The organism is Corynebacterium sp. c8Ua_99, assembly GCF_039907185.1.
GTDB classification, from domain to species: Bacteria; Actinomycetota; Actinomycetes; order Mycobacteriales; family Mycobacteriaceae; genus Corynebacterium; species Corynebacterium jeikeium_D.
The window spans coordinates 105,662-127,473 of record NZ_JASBOG010000007.1; the positions used below are offsets into that span (position 1 = coordinate 105,662).

General features: G+C 60.1%; 15 protein-coding genes and 4 tRNA genes. 14 read left to right on the forward strand and 5 right to left on the reverse strand.

The genetic code is table 11. From position 1 onward, the window contains the following. Positions 1-75 precede the first annotated feature (75 nt). The 4 genes from QKE19_RS05890 (at position 76) to QKE19_RS05905 (ending at position 5,045) form a co-directional block, all read left to right on the forward strand. The gene (locus tag QKE19_RS05890; RefSeq protein ID WP_016421828.1) at positions 76-609 is read left to right on the forward strand and encodes a GtrA family protein; all 534 of its coding nucleotides are present in this window, start codon (positions 76-78) and stop codon (positions 607-609) included. A gap of 18 nt (positions 610-627) precedes the next feature. Further along, a complete protein-coding gene (locus tag QKE19_RS05895; RefSeq protein ID WP_016421829.1) occupies positions 628-2,550 on the forward strand; it encodes a glycosyltransferase in 1,923 nt (640 codons plus the stop codon). Positions 2,551-2,560: 10 nt separating this feature from the next. Beyond that, entirely contained in the window at positions 2,561-3,748 is a 1,188-nt protein-coding gene (locus QKE19_RS05900; RefSeq protein WP_347890575.1) for a hypothetical protein, read from the forward strand. 166 nt (positions 3,749-3,914) lie between these two features. Then, positions 3,915-5,045 carry an endonuclease domain-containing protein gene (locus tag QKE19_RS05905; protein ID WP_256881086.1) on the forward strand — a complete coding sequence of 377 codons (1,131 nt, stop codon included), beginning with the start codon at positions 3,915-3,917 and terminating at the stop codon, positions 5,043-5,045. 469 nt (positions 5,046-5,514) lie between these two features. Here QKE19_RS05905 and QKE19_RS05910 read toward each other — a convergent pair whose 3' ends face one another. The 3 genes from QKE19_RS05910 to QKE19_RS05920 form a co-directional block, all read right to left on the reverse strand. Beyond that, complete coding sequence (locus QKE19_RS05910) at positions 5,515-6,621, reverse strand: glycosyltransferase family 2 protein (protein ID WP_042388319.1); 1,107 nt, start codon at positions 6,619-6,621, stop codon at positions 5,515-5,517. 168 nt (positions 6,622-6,789) lie between these two features. Then, a complete protein-coding gene (locus QKE19_RS05915; RefSeq protein WP_005510871.1) occupies positions 6,790-7,572 on the reverse strand; it encodes an ABC transporter ATP-binding protein in 783 nt (260 codons plus the stop codon). 46 nt (positions 7,573-7,618) lie between these two features. Continuing rightward, positions 7,619-8,587, reverse strand: coding sequence for an ABC transporter permease (locus QKE19_RS05920; RefSeq protein WP_080969573.1), 969 nt, complete (start codon positions 8,585-8,587; stop codon positions 7,619-7,621). Positions 8,588-9,058: 471 nt separating this feature from the next. Between QKE19_RS05920 and QKE19_RS05925 the strand changes: the two genes are divergently transcribed. Beyond that, positions 9,059-10,327: an aminotransferase class V-fold PLP-dependent enzyme gene (locus QKE19_RS05925; protein ID WP_187403875.1), complete on the forward strand. Its 1,269-nt coding sequence runs from the start codon at positions 9,059-9,061 to the stop codon at positions 10,325-10,327. Between the two features lie 16 nt (positions 10,328-10,343). On the opposite strand, the gene QKE19_RS05930 is transcribed toward QKE19_RS05925, so the two are convergent. Beyond that, positions 10,344-11,312 (reverse strand): NAD(P)H-quinone oxidoreductase, encoded by a 969-nt coding sequence (locus QKE19_RS05930; protein WP_347890577.1) that lies wholly within the window; start codon positions 11,310-11,312, stop codon positions 10,344-10,346. Between the two features lie 197 nt (positions 11,313-11,509). Here QKE19_RS05930 and QKE19_RS05935 point away from each other — a divergent pair. The 5 genes from QKE19_RS05935 to QKE19_RS05955 all read left to right on the forward strand — a co-directional run bounded on the left by QKE19_RS05935 (position 11,510) and on the right by QKE19_RS05955 (position 15,657). After that, positions 11,510-11,594 (forward strand) — tRNA-Ser (locus QKE19_RS05935). Positions 11,595-12,134: 540 nt separating this feature from the next. Continuing rightward, entirely contained in the window at positions 12,135-12,917 is a 783-nt protein-coding gene (locus QKE19_RS05940) for a DUF11 domain-containing protein (RefSeq protein ID WP_048732062.1), read from the forward strand. A 62-nt stretch (positions 12,918-12,979) separates the two neighbouring features. Next, positions 12,980-13,708: a hypothetical protein gene (locus QKE19_RS05945; RefSeq protein WP_016421837.1), complete on the forward strand. Its 729-nt coding sequence runs from the start codon at positions 12,980-12,982 to the stop codon at positions 13,706-13,708. 289 nt (positions 13,709-13,997) lie between these two features. Beyond that, positions 13,998-14,771: a hypothetical protein gene (locus QKE19_RS05950; RefSeq protein ID WP_070604718.1), complete on the forward strand. Its 774-nt coding sequence runs from the start codon at positions 13,998-14,000 to the stop codon at positions 14,769-14,771. Continuing rightward, complete coding sequence (locus tag QKE19_RS05955) at positions 14,764-15,657, forward strand: hypothetical protein (RefSeq protein WP_224784303.1); 894 nt, start codon at positions 14,764-14,766, stop codon at positions 15,655-15,657. Before QKE19_RS05950 ends, QKE19_RS05955 begins: the two co-directional genes overlap by 8 nt. A 14-nt stretch (positions 15,658-15,671) precedes the next feature. On the opposite strand, the gene QKE19_RS05960 is transcribed toward QKE19_RS05955, so the two are convergent. Next, positions 15,672-16,811 carry a histidinol-phosphate transaminase gene (locus QKE19_RS05960; protein WP_187405037.1) on the reverse strand — a complete coding sequence of 380 codons (1,140 nt, stop codon included), beginning with the start codon at positions 16,809-16,811 and terminating at the stop codon, positions 15,672-15,674. Between the two features lie 211 nt (positions 16,812-17,022). Between QKE19_RS05960 and QKE19_RS05965 the strand changes: the two genes are divergently transcribed. From QKE19_RS05965 to QKE19_RS05980, 4 genes are all read left to right on the forward strand, one after another. Continuing rightward, positions 17,023-17,114: transfer RNA gene (locus QKE19_RS05965), tRNA-Ser, on the forward strand. A 3-nt stretch (positions 17,115-17,117) separates the two neighbouring features. Continuing rightward, positions 17,118-17,193, forward strand: a tRNA-Arg gene (locus QKE19_RS05970). A gap of 568 nt (positions 17,194-17,761) precedes the next feature. Next, positions 17,762-21,421 (forward strand): phosphoribosylformylglycinamidine synthase, encoded by a 3,660-nt coding sequence (locus QKE19_RS05975; RefSeq protein ID WP_347890579.1) that lies wholly within the window; start codon positions 17,762-17,764, stop codon positions 21,419-21,421. A gap of 232 nt (positions 21,422-21,653) precedes the next feature. Further along, positions 21,654-21,726, forward strand: a tRNA-Arg gene (locus tag QKE19_RS05980). Positions 21,727-21,812: the final 86 nt, after the last annotated feature.

Sequence of the window (21,812 nt, forward strand, 5' to 3'; positions counted from 1 at the left end):
TTTTCTCCTCTTTATTGCCTGTTTATGTTCGCGCTGGCTGTTTGTTAGCTGGCCGGTGGCCTAGAATTCCTAGGCGTGTCAGCGAATGAAACAGCAAATGAAAACCCGAACCGCGACAACGGCAAGCTCGGAAACGGCTCCCACGAAAACGGTTTTGTCGTAGAGGACTCGGCCGCAGTGCCAATGGCGACGGAGACCAAGGACGAGCACGGACTGAAAGTGCAGATGATGCGCTTTATCATCTCCGGTGTCATCGCGGCGGTAGTGGACTTCGGCCTGACGTTCATCATGCTCAACGTCTTCGGGGCGACCAACTTCTGGGGCAAGACGGTCGGCTGGGTTTTCGGCACGATTACGGCGTACATCATTAACAGCCGCTGGACCTTCAAGTCGAAGTCCTCGGCGAAGAAGGTGCTGGCAGTTGCGGTGCTGTACTTGATTACTTACGCCACACAGGTCGGCATCTTTAATGTGTTGCAGCCCTGGCTTGTCGAGGCCTGGGATTGGAACGCGCAGTGGGCACAGTTCGGCGCATTCGTCGTCGCACAGGGCGTTGCGACGGTAATTAACTTCATCATTCAGCGTGTATTCATCTTCCGTGTGAAATAGCGCGATACGCTGGGGGACGTGACTTCGACTGCTTCTAATAAGGAATCCACTCAGCTGACCGCCGAAACCGATGTTGACATGCTGACTATTCAGCGCGTGCTGTTTGCTCCGCCCGCAGACTGGGTGGAGCCGGATTTGTACTACCGAGTCGAAGGCGTTGGCGCCTACGACAGCTCGGTGCAGGCCACCCGTAACTCGATCACGCTCGGTCGCCACACCGTGGTGCGCACTGACACCTACTTCGGTCGCTTCCGAGCTTCTTACTGGCAGCGCTGGACCTCAATTAAGCAGGTCGAAATCCGTGCGCGCGTGGTCGGTTCCGCGCGTGTGCTGGCCTACACCGAAGATATTGGGGGCCACCTCCGCTTGGAGGACTCCTGGGCAGCGGGCGGCTCGGATGCCGACGGCAACTGGACCGGTGAGCATTCGCCGATGTCGGGTTCTGCCAATGAAGAGGTTCGCCTGACCGTTCCGCTGGACCGCTTCGCCGATGGCGGTGCCATTCACCTGCGCTTCGACACCGAGGACGCAGGCGCAAAGATTTCCGATGTCCGCTATGTTGTGCCCAAGTCGGCTATCAAGCGCGATATTCCGACTGACCTGGTCATTTGTTCTTATAACCGACCGGTTGACTGTGCTCGAACCGTCGCTACGCTGGCTGAGGATTTGCCAGCCCTTGAGCGCGTTCGCACCATCCGCGTCGTTGACCAGGGCGAACAGCACCCGGCCGACGAAGCCGACTTCATCCAGGCCAAGGAGATCCTCGGCGAGCGCCTGAACGTTGTCCACCAGCCGAACCTCGGCGGCGCCGGCGGTTTCTCCCGCGGCATGCGCGACGCCACCGCTGCGGGCGACTGCATGGTTCTGCTTACCGACGACGACATCCGCCCCGAGCCCGAAACCACCCTGCGCCTATCCGCCCTGGCCGTATGCGCGGAAAAGCCGATGCTGCTCGGTGCGCAGATGCTCTTCCTGTTCAACCCGACCAGCCTCTTCCGCACCGGCGAGACCTACAACTGGAAGGCGCTGACCGTCGAGGAGAACGACCCCAAGTTCGGTTACGCCGACGTGGACGTGCGCAAGTACCACCAGCTGCGTCGCCTGGGCGTTGACTACAACGCCTGGTGGACCTGCCTGGTGCCGTCCGAGGTCATTAAGAAGATTGGCCTGGCGCTGCCGCTGTTCTTCCAGTACGACGACATCGACTACGGTTTCCGCGCCGCCAAGGCCGGCTACCCGACTGACACCATTCCGGGCGCCGCCGTCTGGCACGCCGATTTCTACTGGAAGGACATCGAAAACGCCGCCCAGTACTTCGGCCTGCGCAACTCCCTCATCGCCGCCACCATGCACGGCGATGTCACCGCAAAGGACATGGTCAACGTCGCTTCACGACGAATCCTCTCGAACCTGGTCTCCATGCGCTACGGCCTGGCCTGGACGCAGATGGAAGCTGTTCGTGACCTGCTGCGTGGCCCGGAGGTGCTGAAGAACGCATCGCAGGGCGACTTCGCTCGCATTTCTGCTGGTCGAAAGAACTTCCCGGAGACCGAGCTGCTGCCGATGCACGAGATGCCGGGTGGTCTGACCCCAGTTCGCCCGCCGTCACACGAGATCTCCAGCGAAAATAAGACGATGGCAAAGCGTTTGGCTTATACGCAGATGGGTAAGAAGCGCCCTGGTCCGGTGGCTGTGGCCTTCGAGGACTCCTTCTGGTGGCACATTTCCACGTTCGACGATGTCTGGGTCACCGATGCCTCCCAGAACGGAGTGCGTCACCTGGTCCGCGACCTGGATAAGGAAAAGTCCATGCGCGCCGAGACCATCAGCCTCATGCGCGAACTGTCCTCCAAGTGGGACGACCTTGCGAAGCAGTGGCGTGCCGCCGTGCCATCTTTGACCAGCGAAGACAACTGGGAAAAGTTCTTCCAAGGCGAGTAGTTCTTCAATCATGACCACGCACACACCCACGCCTTCGACTAGCTCAGGTGGCAAAACCCGCAAGCAGCTCATCGCCATTTTGGTGCTATTGGTGCTGATTATCCTGTTGCTGGCTCTGTTCCTTTTCCTCCAGGTTTCTGGGGATCGAGGTGGCGATTCGGCGGCTGCCGAGGGCAGTGTGTCGTCGTCACGCGAAAATGGCGATGCGCAGGTGCAGGCGCAGGCGGAGAAGGCCGTCGTTGTGTACAAGCAGGTGCTGGCGAACCCGGCGCCACTGCAGACTTTTGTCGGAGAAGTTAGCCCCGGTGGGGCGATGAAATATGCGCTCGTGCATCTTGATGATGGGTGCGTGCCCGAGCTGGTGCTGAACTATGGCACAAGTGCGATGAGCGCCGAAATTGATGCGATTGGTGTCTACGGCGTTGACGAGAATGGTCAGGAAATTCAGTTTCAGAATTCCTACCATGACGGCGTGACTTCTGTGGGCGGTGTACGTCGCGCTCTTCAGCGAGCTACTGGTCAGCCGGGTATGTTCTCGTTTTCTGCAGAGAGGATGGGGCGCGATCAGGAAGATTTGCTGGTGACGCGCCAGGGCAATGAGCTGGTGGAAACGCCTGCGAATCCGGGTGCCGGGGAGTTCGAACAGTTTAACTGGATTCCGGCTGACAACCTGGATGTCGTCGAGGCCATTGCTGCTGGTAATGACTGCGCGCCGGGCTCGGGCTCGGGCTCGAATGGTGCTGGCGCTGATGGTGGTAACGGTGGCAACGGCGGCCCGAATCCGACGGCGGGGCGGTCGGCTTCGGGGTCGGGGTCTGGTTCGGGTTCGCAGTCCGGGGCTTCGGACTCGGATTCTTCGGCGACAACGTCTGGAGCCAATTCGCTCACGGGAACCGTGAAAGTGTTCCAGACCAGAGCGGAGGTTCTTGCCTATGAGCAGCGACAGGATCCAAATCCTGGTGCGCAGGATAAAGGTCCCTATGCCATCTTGGTGTTGGATCAGCCGACCGAGGTAACGGCGAAGCTATCTGGGCAAGGCGGGCCGGATACGCGTGTGATTGAAAAAGCCGTAGTCAATCCCGCTCTGCACAACGATGGTGAGCACACAACAATTACCTTCGCCGACGACGAATACTACTGGCCATCTGACCCGGGAGTTCCTTCTGGAATCGTTCTCGAGAATGCGCCGCGGAATTAGCCTGAACTAGTCTCTACGCAGTTATCCACAGCCGCCAAATTGTCCACAGAAACGGGCAATTCGGCGGCTTTTCTGCTGCCAATTTCCGCGGGGTCGACCATAACTAAAGGCACTAATTCCAATGCGTGAATTCCTGTAGCCCACCTCGGGGAGCGTGCCTAAACCAATGCCTACCTGGAATTACGATTCCGATGGCCTCATCCATGCGGCTTCGCAGAAGCAAATCAAGCATCCTTGTGAATATGTCAGTGCCAAGTCAGAGCTGGATAATCTGCACGGGCACGTCGGAAGCGCAAATATTCGAGATGGATCCCTGCTCAGACTGGCGTACGGCACCTACATCGAGTGCTCTCGCTGGAATGCGCTGTCAGCATTCGAACGTTTTCAACTGCAGATAAAGGCACTGGTCAAGCCAGATTCCGGGACAATCATTACGGGCGAAGCAGCCGCTGCGTTGCATGGCATCCCGTTGCTTGTTCGAAATGCCACAATCGCGCTTGCCAATTCCGGCCTGCGCCGACCTGGCGGCGGATTGCGCCATGTCGGTGCCAAGATCCTCGAACAAGACATCGTTCGCATTGGTGGGCGCTGCGTTACAGATGTGCCGAAAACCGTCATCGATATCTGCCGCACCGCCGAGTCCGAAAACGGGCCAATCATCGTTGACACCGCACTGCGACAGTGGTGTGACCTCGAAGAACTGCACACCGTCCTCACAAATTACCCACGTTCGCCGGGTACCCGCCGCGCCCGCGAGCTACTTCGAACTGCCAGCGCACACAGCGAAACCATCGGTGAGTCAATCACAAAGAAATGCATAATCGACTCAGGAATTGCCACGCTTTACGACGAAAAATGCGTGCTCATGCAGCAAGTCGAGTTCTATGACAGTGAAGGATTCATTGGGCGCGTCGATTTTTATGTGCCTCATCTGAATTTGATCATTGAGTTCGATGGGCTGACTAAGTATTCCGGTGGCGGGGTAGCAGCTACGGAGGCTGTACTTCTGAAAGAGCAAGCTCGCGAGAAGCGTCTGAGGAATCTCCACTTAGATGTACTCCGCTTCCAATGGGCACAGGTCATTAATGGGGACTGCGTGGAGGTCTTGCGACAGTTCGCTATTCGACAGAGGCAGCGCATTCAGGCAGGTGGGTTGGTATTTTCGTCCGAAGTTGGGCGTTTTCGTCAAGCCACTGTCCCGTATAAAGATCGGCAGCTCCGTGAGTCCAGAATCCAGGAGCGTAAGCAGCGTTTGCAGCTTCTGGAAAATGCACCGGCCTCGCGCGACTCCCGCTGAGTTCGGCTTCTGACCTATTGCAATTGTGCTGACCGGACTTGGAACGATTTCGAGGAGCGATTTCGAGCGGATTGGCTCGGATTTCCAGCGACTTATGGCCAGTTTCACTTCACTCATCGACGGTTTTTCAAGACTCATCGACGCTTTTTGGCCGTCGTGCTCACTTATGGCCAACTTCTCGCCACTTGTCGATGTTTTTCCGGGACTTATGGCCAGCTTCCCGCCACTTATCGATGACTTTTCAGGACTTATGGCCACGCTGTTGGCCTGGCCCGCGCACTTATCGTAGGACTATTCACTTATGCGCAGGCTGTAGCGCATCGATGAGTGAATACCTCATCGATATGTCAGTGGAGGAAAAGGGAACCAGGGGTTAGGTAACACTTTTGCGCACTGAGCACTCGAAATGCGGACTACATGACCCGGGTGAGGCCAAATATGCAGGCCAGCGCCGCAACGCCAGCCCGAACTACTTCGACTTTGGATCGAAGCGCTCGAAGTTCTCCGCGCGCCCCTGCTTCAGTAGCTTGAACCAGCGGTAGAAGCCGCGGACATCGCGGCGCTGGACCAGGAAGAACCAGCCGAAGCGCAGGAACTCCTGTGGCATGAGCTTGCGCATGCCGGGCTGGCTCATCAGGTAGCCGCGGTTGCGGTAGGTGAAGTAGCGCTTGAAGTCATTGGTCGGGTACTGCGTGTGCATTTTGCCGCCGAGAATGGGCACAAATTCACCCGAACCGGAGGGGTGCAGGTAGGCCGTCGTCAAGCATGTGCCGAACCGGAGGCCGGAGCGGACCAGGCGGCGGTGGAATTCGACCTCGTCGCCGCGGATGAATAGGCGGTAGTCGGGAACGCCGAGCTGTTCCAGCGAGCGGGCGCTAAACAGTGCGCCGTTAAACAGGGATGCGATGCCGGGCAGGAGGTCGTGGTTGCCGTCGATGGTTTCGAGGTCGCTAGGCAGTTCGAGTCCGGTCGCAGCCTTCTGATCTGCGAAATTGGTGAACCATCTCCGCCCCTCAGAGTCGTTCACTGCCGGGAGTTTGGGGTTGATTCCGCTTTCGAAAAGCTCCTCGCGATGACGACGCCACACCAGCCCGCGGCGCAGGGGGAATGCCAGCTTGTTCGGAGCCTTAATATCGCAGACCACCGGCGAGACAGCGTCGAGCTGGTGGCGTCGCGCGCAGCTGTGCAGCGCCTTCAGCACGTAGGAGTCCTCCGGGCGCCCGTCGTCATCGGCGCACCAAATCCACTCCGCGCCGAGCGACAGCGCAGTCAGCATGCCCAGTGCGAAACCACCAGCGCCGCCCAGGTTCGTCTTGGAACCGACGTAGTGAATCTCCGGCGCCGATCCGCTTTCCGACGACTGCTGCGCCGCCACCTGCTCGGCGAGTTCCTTGACCTTCGGGTCGTTGCCGTTGTCGACGATGATGAGCCACTTCGGCATGTGGGTCTGGCTGGCAACGATGGGAAGCGATTGACGCAGGTCCTCGATGCGGTTGTGAGTCACCACGATTGCGGCCGTTGCTGCTTCATCGTGCTTTGGGTGGTCAGCCGAGTTTTCGCTCACTTCGTTCTCCATCGGGGGAAGTACCGTTTATTACTGTTTTTATTGCTGTCTATCTTGCCATGTTGCTCCGGGTGGGCAATTCCAAGCATCCGTGCCGCCCGCCAGCCGCCGGCCGGCTGCCCGCGAGCCGCTCGCTCGGCCACGATGGGGGGAACCGCGCCCGGACTCCCGGCGAAGCTGCTACCGTCGCTGCGCGAGCACGCGGCGCACCTGGTCGGCGGCCTCTTTACCTTCGTAGGCTTCGACCACTTCGTCGACAAGCCCTGCCTGTCGAACCGTACCGTGATCAATCCACAGCGCCGTGTCGCACAGCTGCGCCAGGAACTCATTTGAGTGCGACGCAAACACCAGCAGACCGGAGCGGTCGACCAATTCGGTCAACTTCGTCCGGGCCTTCGCCATGAATGCGGCGTCGACGGCTCCGATGCCTTCGTCGAGAAGCAAAATCTCCGGCTCAATGGACGTGACCACGCCGAGCGCCAGTCGCACGCGCATACCGGTGGAGTAGGTGCGCAGTGGCATGTGCAGGTAGTCGCCGAGTTCGGTGAACTCTGCGATTTCGTCGAGCTTGGATTTCATCTGCTTGCGCGTCTGCCCCAGGAACAGACCGCGGATGATGATGTTTTCCAGGCCTGAGATCTCCGGGTCCATGCCGACACCGAGGTCGAACACCGGAGCCACACGGCCGCGCACATCGGCGGCACCGCGCGTGGGCTCATAGATGCCCGACAGCAGTCGCAGCAGCGTGGACTTACCCGCGCCGTTGTGACCTACCAGGCCGACGCGGTCGCCCTCACGCAGGTGGATGTTGATGTCCTTCAGCGCTTCAATGACCACGACATTGGAGTCATTGCGGCCAATCGCACCACCCGCGGCGCCGAGGAACGCCTTCTTCATCGACCGCGATTTGGCGTCGAAAATGGGGAAGTCAACGCACGCGTTGTAAGTATCAATGCTGACCATGCTTATCCCTTGCTAGTTCTATTCGCTTTACGACGGCCCTTGCGGCCTAAACCCAGTAGCTCACGCGGGAGCGCCACAGGCGCATGGCCCCGAGTGCCAGCAGCAGGCCGACTGCGGTGCAGGCGAGGACAATCCACCAGTGGTAGGTATCCACCGGCTCGCCGGTCAATGGGGCGCGGATGATTTCCAGGTAGTGGAACAGCGGGTTGATCTCTGCGATGCGTGCGCGTTCGGCGACGGCACCGCCCTGTTCCTCCAGCGTCTTGGTGGTCCACACAATCGGAGTCATGTAAAACACCAGCTGAATTAGGGAATCCAGCAGTGGTGCCACGTCGCGGTAGCGCGTAGCGATGATGCCGAAGAACATCGTCACCCACACACCGTTGACCACCAGCAGCGCCATCGCGGGGATGACCAGAAAGAAGTTCCAGCCCAAATCCGGCCGGAAGACCAGCACGAGGATTAGCCAGATCACCATGTTGTGGGCCAGGAAGAGCAGCTGCCGCCATACCAGCCTGTAGACGTGAACGCTCAGCGCGCTGGGCAACTGTTTGATCAGGCCTTCGTTTTCAATGAAGACGGTTGCGCCCTCGCGCACGCAGCCGGAGATGAATCCCCAGATGATCAGGCCAACGGTCACGTGTGGCAGGAAGAACGCCAGCTCCTGCTGGAACAGCAGCGAGTACAGCAGGCCGAGAGCCAGGGCCATGGCGCCGGTGGCAATGGTGATCCACAGTGGGCCAAGCGTGGAGCGGCGGTAGCGCTGCTTGATGTCCTGCCAGCCCAGCTGCAGCCACAGCTCACGCTGGCCGAAGCCGGTAACCAGATCCTGCCAGGCAGCGCCCATGGTGCGGGAACGCGACTTGAAAGCCGGTGCCTCACCCGTTGCGTCAGTTATGCGCGCAATGTCGCGACGGAGAGTTTCCTCCGTGCGGATAGCGGAGCCATTGCGCACAGTATTGGCCGGCTGGTCGGCTGCAGCTGCGGATTGGCGATCATTTTCTGCGTTAGTCACGTCTCCAAACTACTAGCTAGGGCGGTTTAGATTGAATACCGACGGCACCGGGCGAGCCATTATTCCACGTCGTGACGGCGAACAACCGTCGCGTGGGGTGGTCGTCATTGGTGGTGACGTGGTGCTTCTGAGGCTGTTTCCACGGTTGGTTATGCGACTGGTTATGTGACCCTGGAAAACTTACATACAATCACCGCTGTAACTGCTTTATGGCATGCAGCTGGTGCATATGGTTCACGCATCGGGAGTGCTTGCGCATGGCTACAGGCAAGAAAAGTTCGGCCAATTTTAAGCAACTGCTAAAAAGGGATAAAGATTATCCTATATGGGGTTGCTCCGATAGAATTGGCTCCAACTAAGATGTGCAATCGATACACGGTTCGGGGCATGGATGCTCGATTCGTGGGTGATTGCACAGTTAACTCTGAAATAGATATCGCAGCTTGAATTCGAAACCGGGAAAGGGTTTTCATGGCCTTCGATGTGCCGACAACCAGGGGTGCTTACTCGTCGCTTTCCGACGGTTGGGCATACCTCAATGCGGGTCAACGCACCCAGGTACCCGAGCGTGTCCAGGCCGCGATGATTTCTGCATTTCGCAATGCGCAGAAGTCCCTTCCTGGTGAGACTGGGGCGGGGGCTCATGGCCAGTCGCGCAGCTCGGGCGTTCCCGCTGCAGCGGAACTAACCGCCAGTGCGCGCCGGGCTTTTGCCGACCTCACTGGCGGCCCGGTCGCCGGTGTGGTGTTGGGATCTTCGCGTGCGGTGCTCATGGAGCAGTTCACGTCCGCAATGAGTCGACGCTTGACGCTCGGCTCTAACCTGGTGATTTCTCGCATTGGTTCGCAGGTCGTACACGCACCACTACGCCGGGCAGCCAATCTCTACGGAGCTCAAGTCCGCATTGCTGAGGCCGACTTGTCCTCGGGTACGTTGCCGTCCTGGCAGTTCGACGAGCTCGTAGACGAGCACACTCGCCTCGTTGTCGTCCCGGCCGCGGATCCGTTCATTGGCACCATCGCCCCGGTAGCTGACATTTCTCGGCGGGTGCATGAGCACTCCAACGCCTGGGTGTTGGTCGATGCCTCGGATATTGTCGCCTACCGCGATGTGTCGATGAGCAAGCTGGGCGCCGACATCATGCTGGTTGATGCCTCCATGCTGGGCGGGCCTGAGGTCGCAGCATTGGTGTTCAAGGATCCCGAGATGTTCGAGCGCATGACGTCGTTAAGCTATGTGCCGAATGTGCGCGGCGTCGAGCGGATCGAGGTTTCCCCAGTGTCGCCGGCATTGCTCGGCGGAGTGTCGGAATCGGTGCTGCACCTGGCATCGCTGGATAGCACGGCGAGGGGGTCGCGTAGGCACCGCATTGAAACGGCGATGCCGCAGGTTTCTCGCTACTTGACGACGTTGTCGGAACGCCTAATTGCGGCGTTGATGACCCTGCCGCGGGTGTACATCATCGGCATGGATACCGAAGATGATTCTTTCGCGAGTGTGTCGCGGGCACAGCACATTCCGCGCGTTAGCTTCCTCGTCGATGGGGTGTCGGCGAAGGTGGTCGTGGATAGGTTGCTGGATAATGGCCTCGTGACCAGCATTGTTGATGCATACGAATCGCCACTGCTGGAGGCCATGGGCATCGATGAGGCTGGAGGCGCCGTGGGAGTTGGCCTCCAGCCGTTCAATACGCCGCACGACATTGACCAGCTCGTGCGCGCAGTTGCCTCGCTCGGTTAACTAGGTAGTCAGCTAACTAGACGGTCAGCACAATCTTGCCGCTGACCGCGCCGCTGTCGAGCAGTTCGTGGGCCTTGGCTGCGTCGCGCATATCCATGACCTCATGAATTTGAGGGGTGACGGTGCCGTCGGCAAGCATTGGCCAGATGGTGTCCTCTGTGGCGTTGACGATGCGAGCCTTGTCAGCGAGATCGCGGTAGCGCAGGCCGGTGGCGGTGATGGAGCCGCGCTTGCTCAGCAGGCGGCCGATGTTGAGCTCGCCCTTAACGCCTCCCTGCATGCCGATGATGACCAGGTGGCCGTCCTTCGCCAGGGTCTTGACGTTTCGGTCGAGGTACTTTGCGCCCATGATGTCCAGAATGACGTTGGCGCCACCCTCAGCTGCAACGATTTCCTCGAAGTCCTCTTCCTTGTAATTGATGAGGATGTCGGCGCCGAGCTCCTTGCACTTAGCCAGCTTCTCCGCCGAACCGGCGGTGACTGCGACGCGAGCACCGAGCCGCTTGGCCATCTGAATAGCGAAAGTGCCGATGCCACCCGCGCCACCGTGGACCAGCAGTAGGTCGCCTTCCTTGAGGCCGGCAATCATCACGACATTCGAGAACACCGTGCAGGCAACCTCGACGATGGATGCGGCCTCGGTGAAGGAGTAGCCATGTGGCAGGGGGAGAATCTGGCCGGCCGGGACTGCGACCTTTTCGGCGTAAGCGCCACCGGAGAGAAGGCAGCAGACCTCGTCGCCGACTTTCCAGCCCTGGGAGTCCCCCTTGACCTCTTCAATGACACCCGCGCACTCCAGGCCGAGGGTGTCGGTCACGCCTTTCGGTGGCGGGTAGTGGCCAGCGGCCTGCAGTAGGTCAGCGCGGTTTACGCCAGCGGCTTTGACCTTGACCAGCACCTGCCCATCCTCGAGAGTCGGTTCCGGAGCATCGGCCCATTCCAGGGCGCGGGGGTTGGAAAGATCAGTCTGAATGATTGCCTTCATAGTCTTCAAAGGTAATGCAAAAACTGGTTATGCACGCGGTATTTCAAGCTCTTTTGCAGTTAGCAAAAATAGTTATGTCTGTAGAGGTGGATGCTTGGGGTGCGGTTTCCGATGAAGGGCTTGCGAAAGGTGCTGGCAAGGGGTGTTATGAGGGCGTTTGCTGCCTTACGGCGGTATGCGGTTATGATGTTGGCGTTGGAAGTATGGCAGAGCGGCCGAATGCACTGGTCTTGAAAACCAGCGAGGGTCACACCTCCGGGGGTTCAAATCCCCCTGCTTCCGCAGATAGAAACCCTCGGTAGATTTTCTACCGGGGGTTTCTTCATTTCTCTTAAAAGTTGGCGTATGTGCTGAGGTCAGCGACGGATAGTCGGACCTTTGGGAGGCTTTCGTGGTTAACCCCGTTATGGGGTGGTCGGACGGGCATGTAATTGGGCTCTTTGGATACCCCTGAACAGCGTTACAGGGGGCAAGCTGGGGTGTTTTGTCGCGGGATGGAAAATGGGGGCAATTTTGGCAGCGGTGGGGAACAGCCATTTCAGGGCAGTGCGTATTTCTATAGTTAAAAGTATTCCAGCCGGCCCAAACCTGTAACGCATGTGCGGACATGTGACTGGTGTGACTGCTGTGGCGACATGGTTTTCGATTTTTAGGTTGATGTTCGAAAAATGGCTACTTGTTGCCGCCGTCGATAGGTGTCGTATTAACTATCGCCAAGTGAATCGCACGCCGATGCATCACGCGTGCATTCCTGCTGGAGAACCGCCATGTTGGCCTACTCCGACCACAAGTCTTCGCATCGTTAAAAGGAGCCCGTGACAGATGGCAACTCGCACCGTACGTAACCGCAGCATTGCTCGCATTGCTGCACTCTCTCTAGCCGCAGGTATGACCTTTGCGGGATTCGGTAATACTGCACATGCTCAGGACCTGCTGAGCGTTGATTCCATCACTCAGACTGTCACCGACGCCATTGGTGAAGTCACCGGTACTGGTTCCTCCAGCGCGACGCATAGCTGGAAGAACTCCAATGTGACGCGATCCGTTGAGGTCAATGGTGTCGCGGGTGCCGTCGTCAAGCCTGGCGATGTCGTGACCTTTACTCTGACCTACACGGACAACAATCCGAAACTGTTTAAGTCCTACATTCAGCGCATGACCGATGTCATTCCGAACGGCCTGCAGTACGTGGCCAACTCGGCGACGTACAAGGTCGGCAGCGATGACTGGGCGGATCCGAACGAGTCGGATAAGTGGCTGGAAATCGTTAACAACGGTGCGGTGGAGTTTAAGGCCGGCACCATCTTTCAGGCATGGGGCTCCCCGACCACGTCGACTGTGAGTTTCAAGTGGCAGTACCGCGTCACGGACGCGATTGCCGACGGTGCGTTGAATACGGGAACCGAAATCCACTTCAACCCAGGCGACAAGGTGGAGAAGCTGCATGACATGGGGCCGAAGCTCACTGTGAAGCGGGAGGCGCCGGCTCCGGGTATTCCGGGTGTTCCGGGTGGCTCGCTGGGCTCCCCGAGCCTGCAGTCGCCGGGCTTCCAGTCCCCGGGGCTGCCGTCGCCGGGGCTGCCGTCGCCGGGCATTAACCGCTAAGTAGTTTCCATCTGCGCACTTTCATCTCGATAGTTCTCAGGTCTCACAGAAAGCTTCTCAACATGTACAACGCACACGCCCAGACCACTAAGGCCTCTCGTCCGCGACGTCGCTCCCGTACCGCCATTGCCGCAGTTACCCTCGCAGCTGGCTTGACCTTCGGTTTCGGCGCTCCTGCCATGGCGCAGTCCCCGGGTCTGCCCTCGCCGAGTCTGAACTCGCCAGGACTTAATTCGCCTGGTCTGACCCTGCCGGGCTCGAGCGCCCCGAAGGTGAAGCTCGGCACTGTCGGTGGCCCGATTTGGTCTGCTGATGTTTACTCGCAGATTATCCGCGGTAAGGAGGTCCGACCGGGTGACGAGGTCACCATCCGTATTGAGGTCGTCGGCGTCAATGGCGAAGGCAAACTGCGGGGAATCGGCCACAACATCCCGGCTGACTTTGAGCTCGTTCGTGTGACTCGCCAGTCGCAGGACAATATCCTCGGTGGCGGTATTTACACGCTGAAGGAGGGGGAGTACGTCAACACCGAGCGCAACGGTAATCGTCAGGTGCGCCTGTCTTGGACGGAGGGCGGCTTCCTCGGTGTCTTCAAGGACAACCCGACTGTCAGCAGTTCGAAGTCTGTCTCCGTTGACTTCACGTACAGGGCTCCAGGCTATGAAGGTGAGTTCGACAACGGCGGCTACGCCAACTTGGGCGCGGCTTTTAACCCGACCGCGAACTGGGTCGTTGGCGGCGAAAAGGTAGTCGTGAACAAGAATGCGAAGCCGTCGTGGTGGCCGTTCTAACGACTGTTCGAGGTCGCGATTAGCGGCAGTTCTCTCTGAGGGATAAGTAAAAACTTCCCCCGGATAGAGAGCGAATTGCAGAACGTAACCCCCGGTCGCATGCGGTCGGGGGTTTCGTGTGTCCGAAATCTGCCACAGGTAATTTTCGGAGGTAATTTAATTGCTCCGACCAACGTGTACTGTGGCCTGAAACAATACGGGCAAATTGCCAAAACCGGTAAGCTCGGTCTTGCTGTAATACAAACCCAGCGTCATACTGGCGGACGGTATTGAGGGAAAAGGTCGAACAATGGCAACGAATCGGAGCAACCACTCGGACGACTCGTTCGGTGAGTGGAGCATAAATCCGGGCACGTCAGATGATCAACCCTCCGCTGATACGCCGGCAAATGCGTGGAGCGCTGTGGATGGGGCACAGTGGGAGCAGCCTGAGGGGCAAACGCAGGACTATCAGCCCCAGAACCAGCAAACGCAGTATCTGCAGCAGCAGTATTCACAGTCCCAGCAGCCTGAACCATACCGCCCCGCCCCCTATGTTCCAGGTCCGCAAGCTGGTCCGGCTGCTGCGCCGAGCAATGACAACAAGGGGCTGACCATCGCGGTTATTGTCCTGGCGCTCGTTGCGGTCGCTCTCTTCGTCGGCGCAATGGCTTTCTTCTACTTCTCCGATTCGAAGGGAGTGAATTCGGCCGGCAGCAACTCGCCCCAGTCGGTTCAGTCAGCTAGTGCTGAGGATTTTTCCACGTCGTCGACCGCTGAGCAGAAGCGTCGCGCTGAAGGGTTCCAGCCGCCATCGAACTGGCGTCACTGCTCCGGCTCGGGCGATCCGGGTGATTTGAACTTGGTATATGCAGAAGATGTCGGTGGTAACACTACGACCTGTCAGTTTGCCACCAACGTGCGCAATTCCTTCGTTGAGCAGTACCAACTTACGAAGAAGCTCAACGGTACAGTCACCGCTAGCAGCCCAACAACTGGCAAGACATACAGCATGACCTGCCGCGATAACGGTGAGGTTGTCACTTGCACCGGCGGTACGAATGCGACGGTGCACATTGTCTAAACGTCTCCGAGTAGCTCTGGCCGCAACCGCCGTCGTCACGCTCGGCCTTAGCGCCTGCACCATCGGCACCGACTCGGCGGACATGCCGTCGCCGACGCTGTCCAATCCGCTTGACGACGGCCCCGGCGGAGCATCCTCCGACGGGAAAGTTGTGCCCGGTGAGATGCCTCGCGAAGTTGTCGAGGCAGTGAAGTCCGCGCAAAAGGAACTCGGTGGTCTGGCCGGCGCCGCTCTGGCAACGCCGGATAAGGATTCCGAAGTGGTTTCCACGGGTGACTTCAAAACGGGTCCGGCCTGGTCGACCTCCAAGGTGCCCATCGCGGTGGCTTATGTGCGCCAATCGGGCGTGGATTCCCTGGTCGAAGCCGCAATCACGGTTTCCGATAACGATGCGGCTGAGTCCATGTGGTACTCCCTGGGCGATGACGCGACCGCGGGCGCGACCACCGACGAGATTCTCCGAGAGGGCCACGACACCCGCACCGTCATGGGCACTGACCGCATCCGTGCGGAATACACCGTCTTCGGGCAGACGCAGTGGGATTTGCGCGACCAGGCTATTTTCGGCGCCAATTTGCAGTGCATCGAGGCAGGTCCAAAGGTTGCTGACCTCATGGGGCAGATTGCCGACGAGCAGTCCTACGGCCTCGGACACATCCGCGGTGCCCACTTCAAGGGCGGTTGGGGTCCCGATGATGAAGGTGTCTACCTTGTGCGACAGTTCGGCTATCTGCCGGGCAAGAAGCCGGGTACCTTCGTTGGTGTCGCTATCGCAGCCCAGCCTGACGACGGCACCTATGAGACCGGCCAGCAAATGCTTGACCGCATCGCAAAGGCGATTGAGCGCAGCGGTGGCGCGACCACCGGCCGTGCCGGTAGCTGCTAGCTGAGCGATAGCTGCTAGTGCTCAATTCCTAGCGCAGCCAGCAGCTGCGAGGTCTCTTCCTCAGTAGTGATGGTGATGCGAGCACCTTCGCCGGCAAAGCAGCGGATGAGAATGTTGCGCTGCGCCAGGAAGTCACCGAGATCCGTGGTGGTGGCCACCGAGACGTCGTCAAGCAAAGAGAGATCCGCAATCCGACCCTCGTCAATCCAAATGAAGTTGGCCTGCGAGTTCGGCAGCACCGTCTCGCGGCCGGTGGCGGCGTTGATGGCCTCTGTGACGGCGACGCGCTGTGCGCGGACCTCAGCAATGCGGGCGGTGAGCTCTTCCTGTGCGTCGAGCGAGGTGAGCGCGGCAATCTGCGCGAGAGTGTTTACGGAGAAGGGGATAGCGACCTTATTCACGGCCTCCACAAGCTTCTCCGGGCCGAACATGTAGCCCACGCGGAGCCCAGCCAGGCCGTAGACCTTGGAGAATGTGCGCAGGCCAACCAGGTTGGGGTAGGTATCCAGCAGCTCATGCGCCAACGGGGTAGCAGCATGAGTGGCCTCGTCCACCAGCTCGATGTACGCCTCGTCGAGAGCGACCACAACATCGCCCGGAACCTGCGCCATAAACTCCGCGAATGCCTCGCGAGTGATGGTCGTGCCCGTCGGGTTATTGGGATTACAGACGAAAACCAGGCGTGTGCGGCCGGTGATAGCGGCAGCCATTGCCGAAAGATCATTGCGACCCTGCGCATCCAGCGGCACCGGCACCGGAGTAGCCCCAGCGACGCGAGCGAGAATGGGGTAGGCCTCGAAGCTGCGCCACGGGAACACGACCTCATCCCCATCCGCACAGGTGGCCTGCACGAGCTGCAGGCACAGAGCGGAGGAACCGCAGCCGACCGCGACCTGCTCCATGGGCAGACCCAGGTGCTCGCCGAGCTTAATGCGCAGGTCAACCGCGCCCATGTCCGGGTAGCGGTTCGGGCTGGTGGTTGGGTCAGCGATGGTCTGTGAGATGGCCTCCACCACCGAGGGCAGTGGCGGTTGGGTCATTTCATTGGACGCGATCTTCAGCGCGCCGGGCACAGCCTTGCCCGGAACATAGGCCGGAACCTGCTCGAGGTCGGCGCGGGTTTTGGGCTGAACTGAAGATGCATCGTTGGTCATAGGCCTAACTGTAGAACATGGCCCGGATTGGGCAGTACAGAATCCCCGCAAAATCCCAAGGTGTGGTCGCTATTTGTGGCGCCGTATTTGGTGGCTCCGCGGGTGTTTTGCTTTTCAATTCTTGTGTTCTGTAGGATTGGCTGCGGTTATTTGGTCTCGTCCACGCAATGGCGAACAGCTTTGCTGAAGCGGGATCGATGCCAGTGGTTTTGGAGGCGTGCCAGAGCGGCCGAATGGGGCTCCCTGCTAAGGAGTTGCCTGTCTTGCGACGGGCCGGAGGTTCGAATCCTCTCGCCTCCGCCACACGCGCCCGTAGCTCAACGGATAGAGCATCTGACTACGGATCAGAAGGTTAGGGGTTCGAATCCCTTCGGGCGCACCATGTAGACCCGCACCTTGTAGGTGCGGGTCTTTTTGTTTTTATTACCTGGCAGTGCAGCGCGAGCCGGGGCATTGCGGGGCGGGGCAGCGCGGTCCTTCACTTGTGGCCAGGGTTCGGCCACTTATCGATGGTTTCTCGTGGCCTGTCGATGGTTTTGCGCCACTTATGCGCGCGCTGTGGGTGCTACGTGTGCACTTGTCGATGCGTTGTTCACTTGTGGCCAGGCTATAGCGAATCGATGGGTGAACTATGCATCGATAAGACAACGAACCAGCTCCCTTGCTTCAGCAACGCGCAGCAACAGGTAGCAACGCGCAGCAACAGGTAGCAACCCGGACCTGCCGACCGACTCGCCACCTCCCTGAGCCGCCACGGCCGTACCTCCAACACCCCCGCGCAGCCTTTGCCCGACCGAATCCGATTAGCCTGGCCTTGTACTTGGTCAATCGGGGCTTCCGCCCCGCGCCGCCCCGCGCCGCCTCGCACACCGGGGGACATTTTCCTATCCTGAACAGTTGCAATAGACTTAGACCCCGGTTGCCCTCCCCGTATTTCGATAGGAGCCTTGATGGACGCCCGTCTAGCCGTTCGCCGTAAGCCCGAGTTCCGCAATGAGGAAGCTACGCTGCTGTCCTCGATCGGCCAGGACGGCGAGGTGGCAATCTACTATCTCTACGATGCTTTCGATGCGACGGAGGAGGATCTTGTCGCGCTGCGTGAGTCGGTAGTTGCTGATTCGCGTGTCGACGAGCTGGTCGAGCTCCCGGCCCCCGCCGAGCTGGGGAACTACCTTGCTGTCGAGCCGCTTCCTGGCCAGTACGACCAGCGTGCCGATGCCGCCGAGCAGGCCCTGCGCCTGCTCCGCCCGGAAACGCAGGCGCAGATCACCTCGGCAACGCTGTATGTTTTCGATGCTCCGGTGAATGACGCCGTGCGCTCCTTCCTCATCAACCCGGTCGAATCGGGGGAGAAGAACCTGAGCGTCCTGCGCCGTCCGAGCATGGGCGAGATCGAGCCGCTGAAGGAGTACCCGGGCTTCACCGAGCTGGATGACGAAGGCCTGGCCGAGCTGCTCGCAGCCGACGGCATGGCCATGTCGCTGGCCGACCTGAAGACCATCCAGGATTACTTCCGCTCCGAGGGCCGCACTCCGACCGAGGTAGAGCTGTCCGCGCTGGATACCTACTGGTCGGACCACTGCCGCCACACCACCTTCAACACCGAGCTGACCTCCATCGAGAACAACGAGCCGCGCTTTGCCGCGCAGTTGGATCGCGCGCTGCGTCGCTACGACGAGCTGCGTGAACTCAACGGCCGCACTCACAAGCCACGCACCCTGATGGACATGGGCACCATCATGGGCCGCGAACTGCGTCGCACGGGCGTGATGGATGACCAGGAAGTTTCCGAGGAAATCAACGCCTGCTCCGTCTACGTCGACGTCGAGGGCGATGACCGCAAGTGGCTGCTCATGTTCAAGAACGAGACCCACAACCACCCGACCGAGATCGAGCCGTTCGGTGGTGCCTCCACCTGTCTCGGCGGCGCAATCCGTGACCCGCTGTCAGGCCGTTCCTGGGTCTACCAGGCCATGCGTCTGTCCGGCGCAGGCGACATCAACACCCCGCGCGAGCAGACCCTCGAGGGCAAGCTGCCGCAGCGCGATATCTCCTCTCGTGCCGCAGCCGGCTACTCCTCCTACGGAAACCAGATCGGTCTGGCCACCACTGGTGTGCGCGAGCTGGTCCACCCGGGATACGTCGCTAAGCGAATGGAACTCGGTGCCGTCGTCGCCGCTGCCCCGGCAGACAACGTCAAGCGCCTTGAACCTGCGCCGGGCGATGTGGTGATCATGCTCGGTGGCCGCACCGGCCGTGACGGCGTCGGCGGTGCGACCGGCTCGTCGAAGGCCCACGATGAGGACTCGCTGGGCCGCTCCGGCGCCGAGGTGCAGAAGGGTAACCCGGTCAACGAGCGCAAGATTCAGCGCCTGTTCCGCCGCGAGGATGTCGCCACCAAGATCGTCCGTTGTAATGACTTCGGCGCTGGTGGCGTGTCCGTTGCGGTTGGTGAGCTGGCTGACTCCATTGACATTCACCTCGAGCGCGTGCCGCTGAAGTACGCCGGTCTGAATGCCCGCGAAATCGCGATTTCCGAGTCCCAGGAGCGCATGGCGCTGGTCGTGCGCCCGGAGGATGCCGACTTCATCATCGCCGCCGCTGCCGAGGAGAACATTGAGGCCGTCGCGCTGGCCGATATCACCGACACCGGCCGTCTGCGCATGTTCATGGGCGACGAGGTTGTCTTCGATCTCTCCCGTGAGTTCATCGACACCAACGGCGCTGACCGCGCCCAGAATGTCGAGATGGTTGCTGCGGAGGGCGGCGTCGTAAAGCAGGTACCGGCGAGCGTGCTGGAGTCGCTGCGTGCGGCGACGGCGGGCTCCCAGGAGGGCATGATCGAGCAGTTCGACTCGACCGTCGGCCGCTCCACCGTGCTCATGCCGTACGGTGGCGCGACGCAGAAGACCGACGAGCAGGCGTCGATCCAGACGCTGCCGGTCGATGGCGGCACGAGCACCGCGTCCGTCATGACTTGGGGTTACTCGCCATCGCTTGCCGACGAGTCCCCGTACCTCATGGGTTCCTACTCCGTCGTGGAGGCACTAGCTAAGCTCGCAGCGGCCGGTGGCGATCCGCGCGGCGCCTGGCTGAGTGTGCAGGAGTACTTCCAGCGCCTGGACCAGGACCCGCAGCGCTGGGGCGAGGTTGCGCAGGCTCTGCTCGGTCTGCTCGAGGCTCAGGACGGCTTCCAGGTTGCGGCTATTGGCGGTAAGGACTCCATGTCCGGCACCTACGGTGAGGACCTGCACGTGCCGGCGACCCTGGTGACCTTCGCAGTTGCCGCGATGGACGAGACCGACGCCGTATCCGCTGCAATCCCGGCCGGTAATTTCGACCTCTACCTGTTTGCGCACCAGCCGCTCGAGTCCGGGGAACCGAACTACGAGCAGCTCAACGAACTGTTTGCTGCCGTGCGGGAGCTGCGCCCGGCTGCGGCCTCGGCTGTTACTAACGCGGATCTGGCTGCGACCCTGGTCAACATGGCTGTGGGCAATGGCGTGGGCCTGGAGGCATCCCTTCCGGAGGCTCCGCTGGGCTCCATTGTGGTGGCTGTTCCGGCTGGTCAGGATGTTGATGGTGCTGTTGAAGGTGCTGTGAAGATTGGTGCCACCGACGAGTCGGGCACGCTGCGCTTCGGTGAGGAGTCCTTCACTGTCGCCGAGGCTCTGGAGGCAATGGAGTCCGGTTACCGTGAGGTCTTCCCGCTCAATGACTACGAGGGCGAGGCCCTGCCGGAGTTCGCTAACCAGGTCAGCGCGACCAAGACCGACCTGCAGAGCCCAGGCAAGAAGGATGTCCACGTGCTGCTGCCGGTCTTCCCGGGTACCAACTCCGAGTACGACATGGCCGAGGCATTCGTCGCAGCGGGCGCTACCTACGAGTTCCACGTGATCCGCAACCTGACCCCGGCAATGCTGGCGGAGGACACGAAGGCGTTCATCGAGAAGCTTCAGGACTCCGACATCCTGGCGTTCTCCGGTGGCTTCTCCCTGGGTGATGAGCCGGACGGATCCGCCAAGTTCATCGCCTCGTTCCTGCGTTCCGACGATGTCGCAGCCGCCGTCAAGGAGTTCGTGGCCGACAACGGTCTTGTGCTCGGTATTTGTAACGGTTTCCAGGCGCTGGTCAAGTCCGGTTTCCTGCCGTACGGCGACCCGGCGCAGCTCCGCGAGGACTCGCCGACCCTGGCCCACAACCGCCAGCTGCGCCACGTGTCCCGCATCGCCACCACTCGCGTCGCGACCGTGAATTCCCCGTGGCTGCGCGATTTCGAGCCAGGCCAGACCCACCTCATGCCGGTTTCTCACGGTGAGGGCCGTTTTGTGGTCTCCGAGGACGAGGCCCGCCGCCTGTTCGAGGCCGGTCAGGTCGCTTTCCAGTACGTCGATGCTGACGGCGATGCCGAGGGCGTGCCGACGATGACAGCGCCAGCCAACCCGAACGGTTCTTCCTACGCCATTGAGGGCATTGTCAGTGCTGACGGCAGGATTCTGGGCAAGATGGGCCACCCGGAGCGTTTCCGCGAAGGCCTGATGCGCAACATTCCGGGCATCGGTGAGCAGGACATCTTTGGCAACGCTGTCCGCTGGGTCCGCGGCGAGTAGTTCCTCGGTTTCTCCGTTACCTCGGTCAGGGTTACCTCGGTCGGTCCTGTTCGGATAGGCCGGGGTAACCGCTACGAAACCTGTTGTTAATGTGCAACGAATATGTACTTGAATAAGTACCGAAAAGGTTGCCTGAACAGGCGATTTTGTAAAACTTAGCAGGATGAGTAAAGTATCTATTCGTTGCAGGGGCCGAGGGAATTACCCCAGGGTCGCTGAATAACAACAAAATGCGCCCGTAGCTCAACGGATAGAGCATCTGACTACGGATCAGAAGGTTAGGGGTTCGAATCCCTTCGGGCGCACAACGCAGACCCGTACCGGTAAGGTGCGGGTCTTTTTGTCTGCCCGACTTATCGATGGTTTTCCGGCACTTATGCGCGCGGTATTG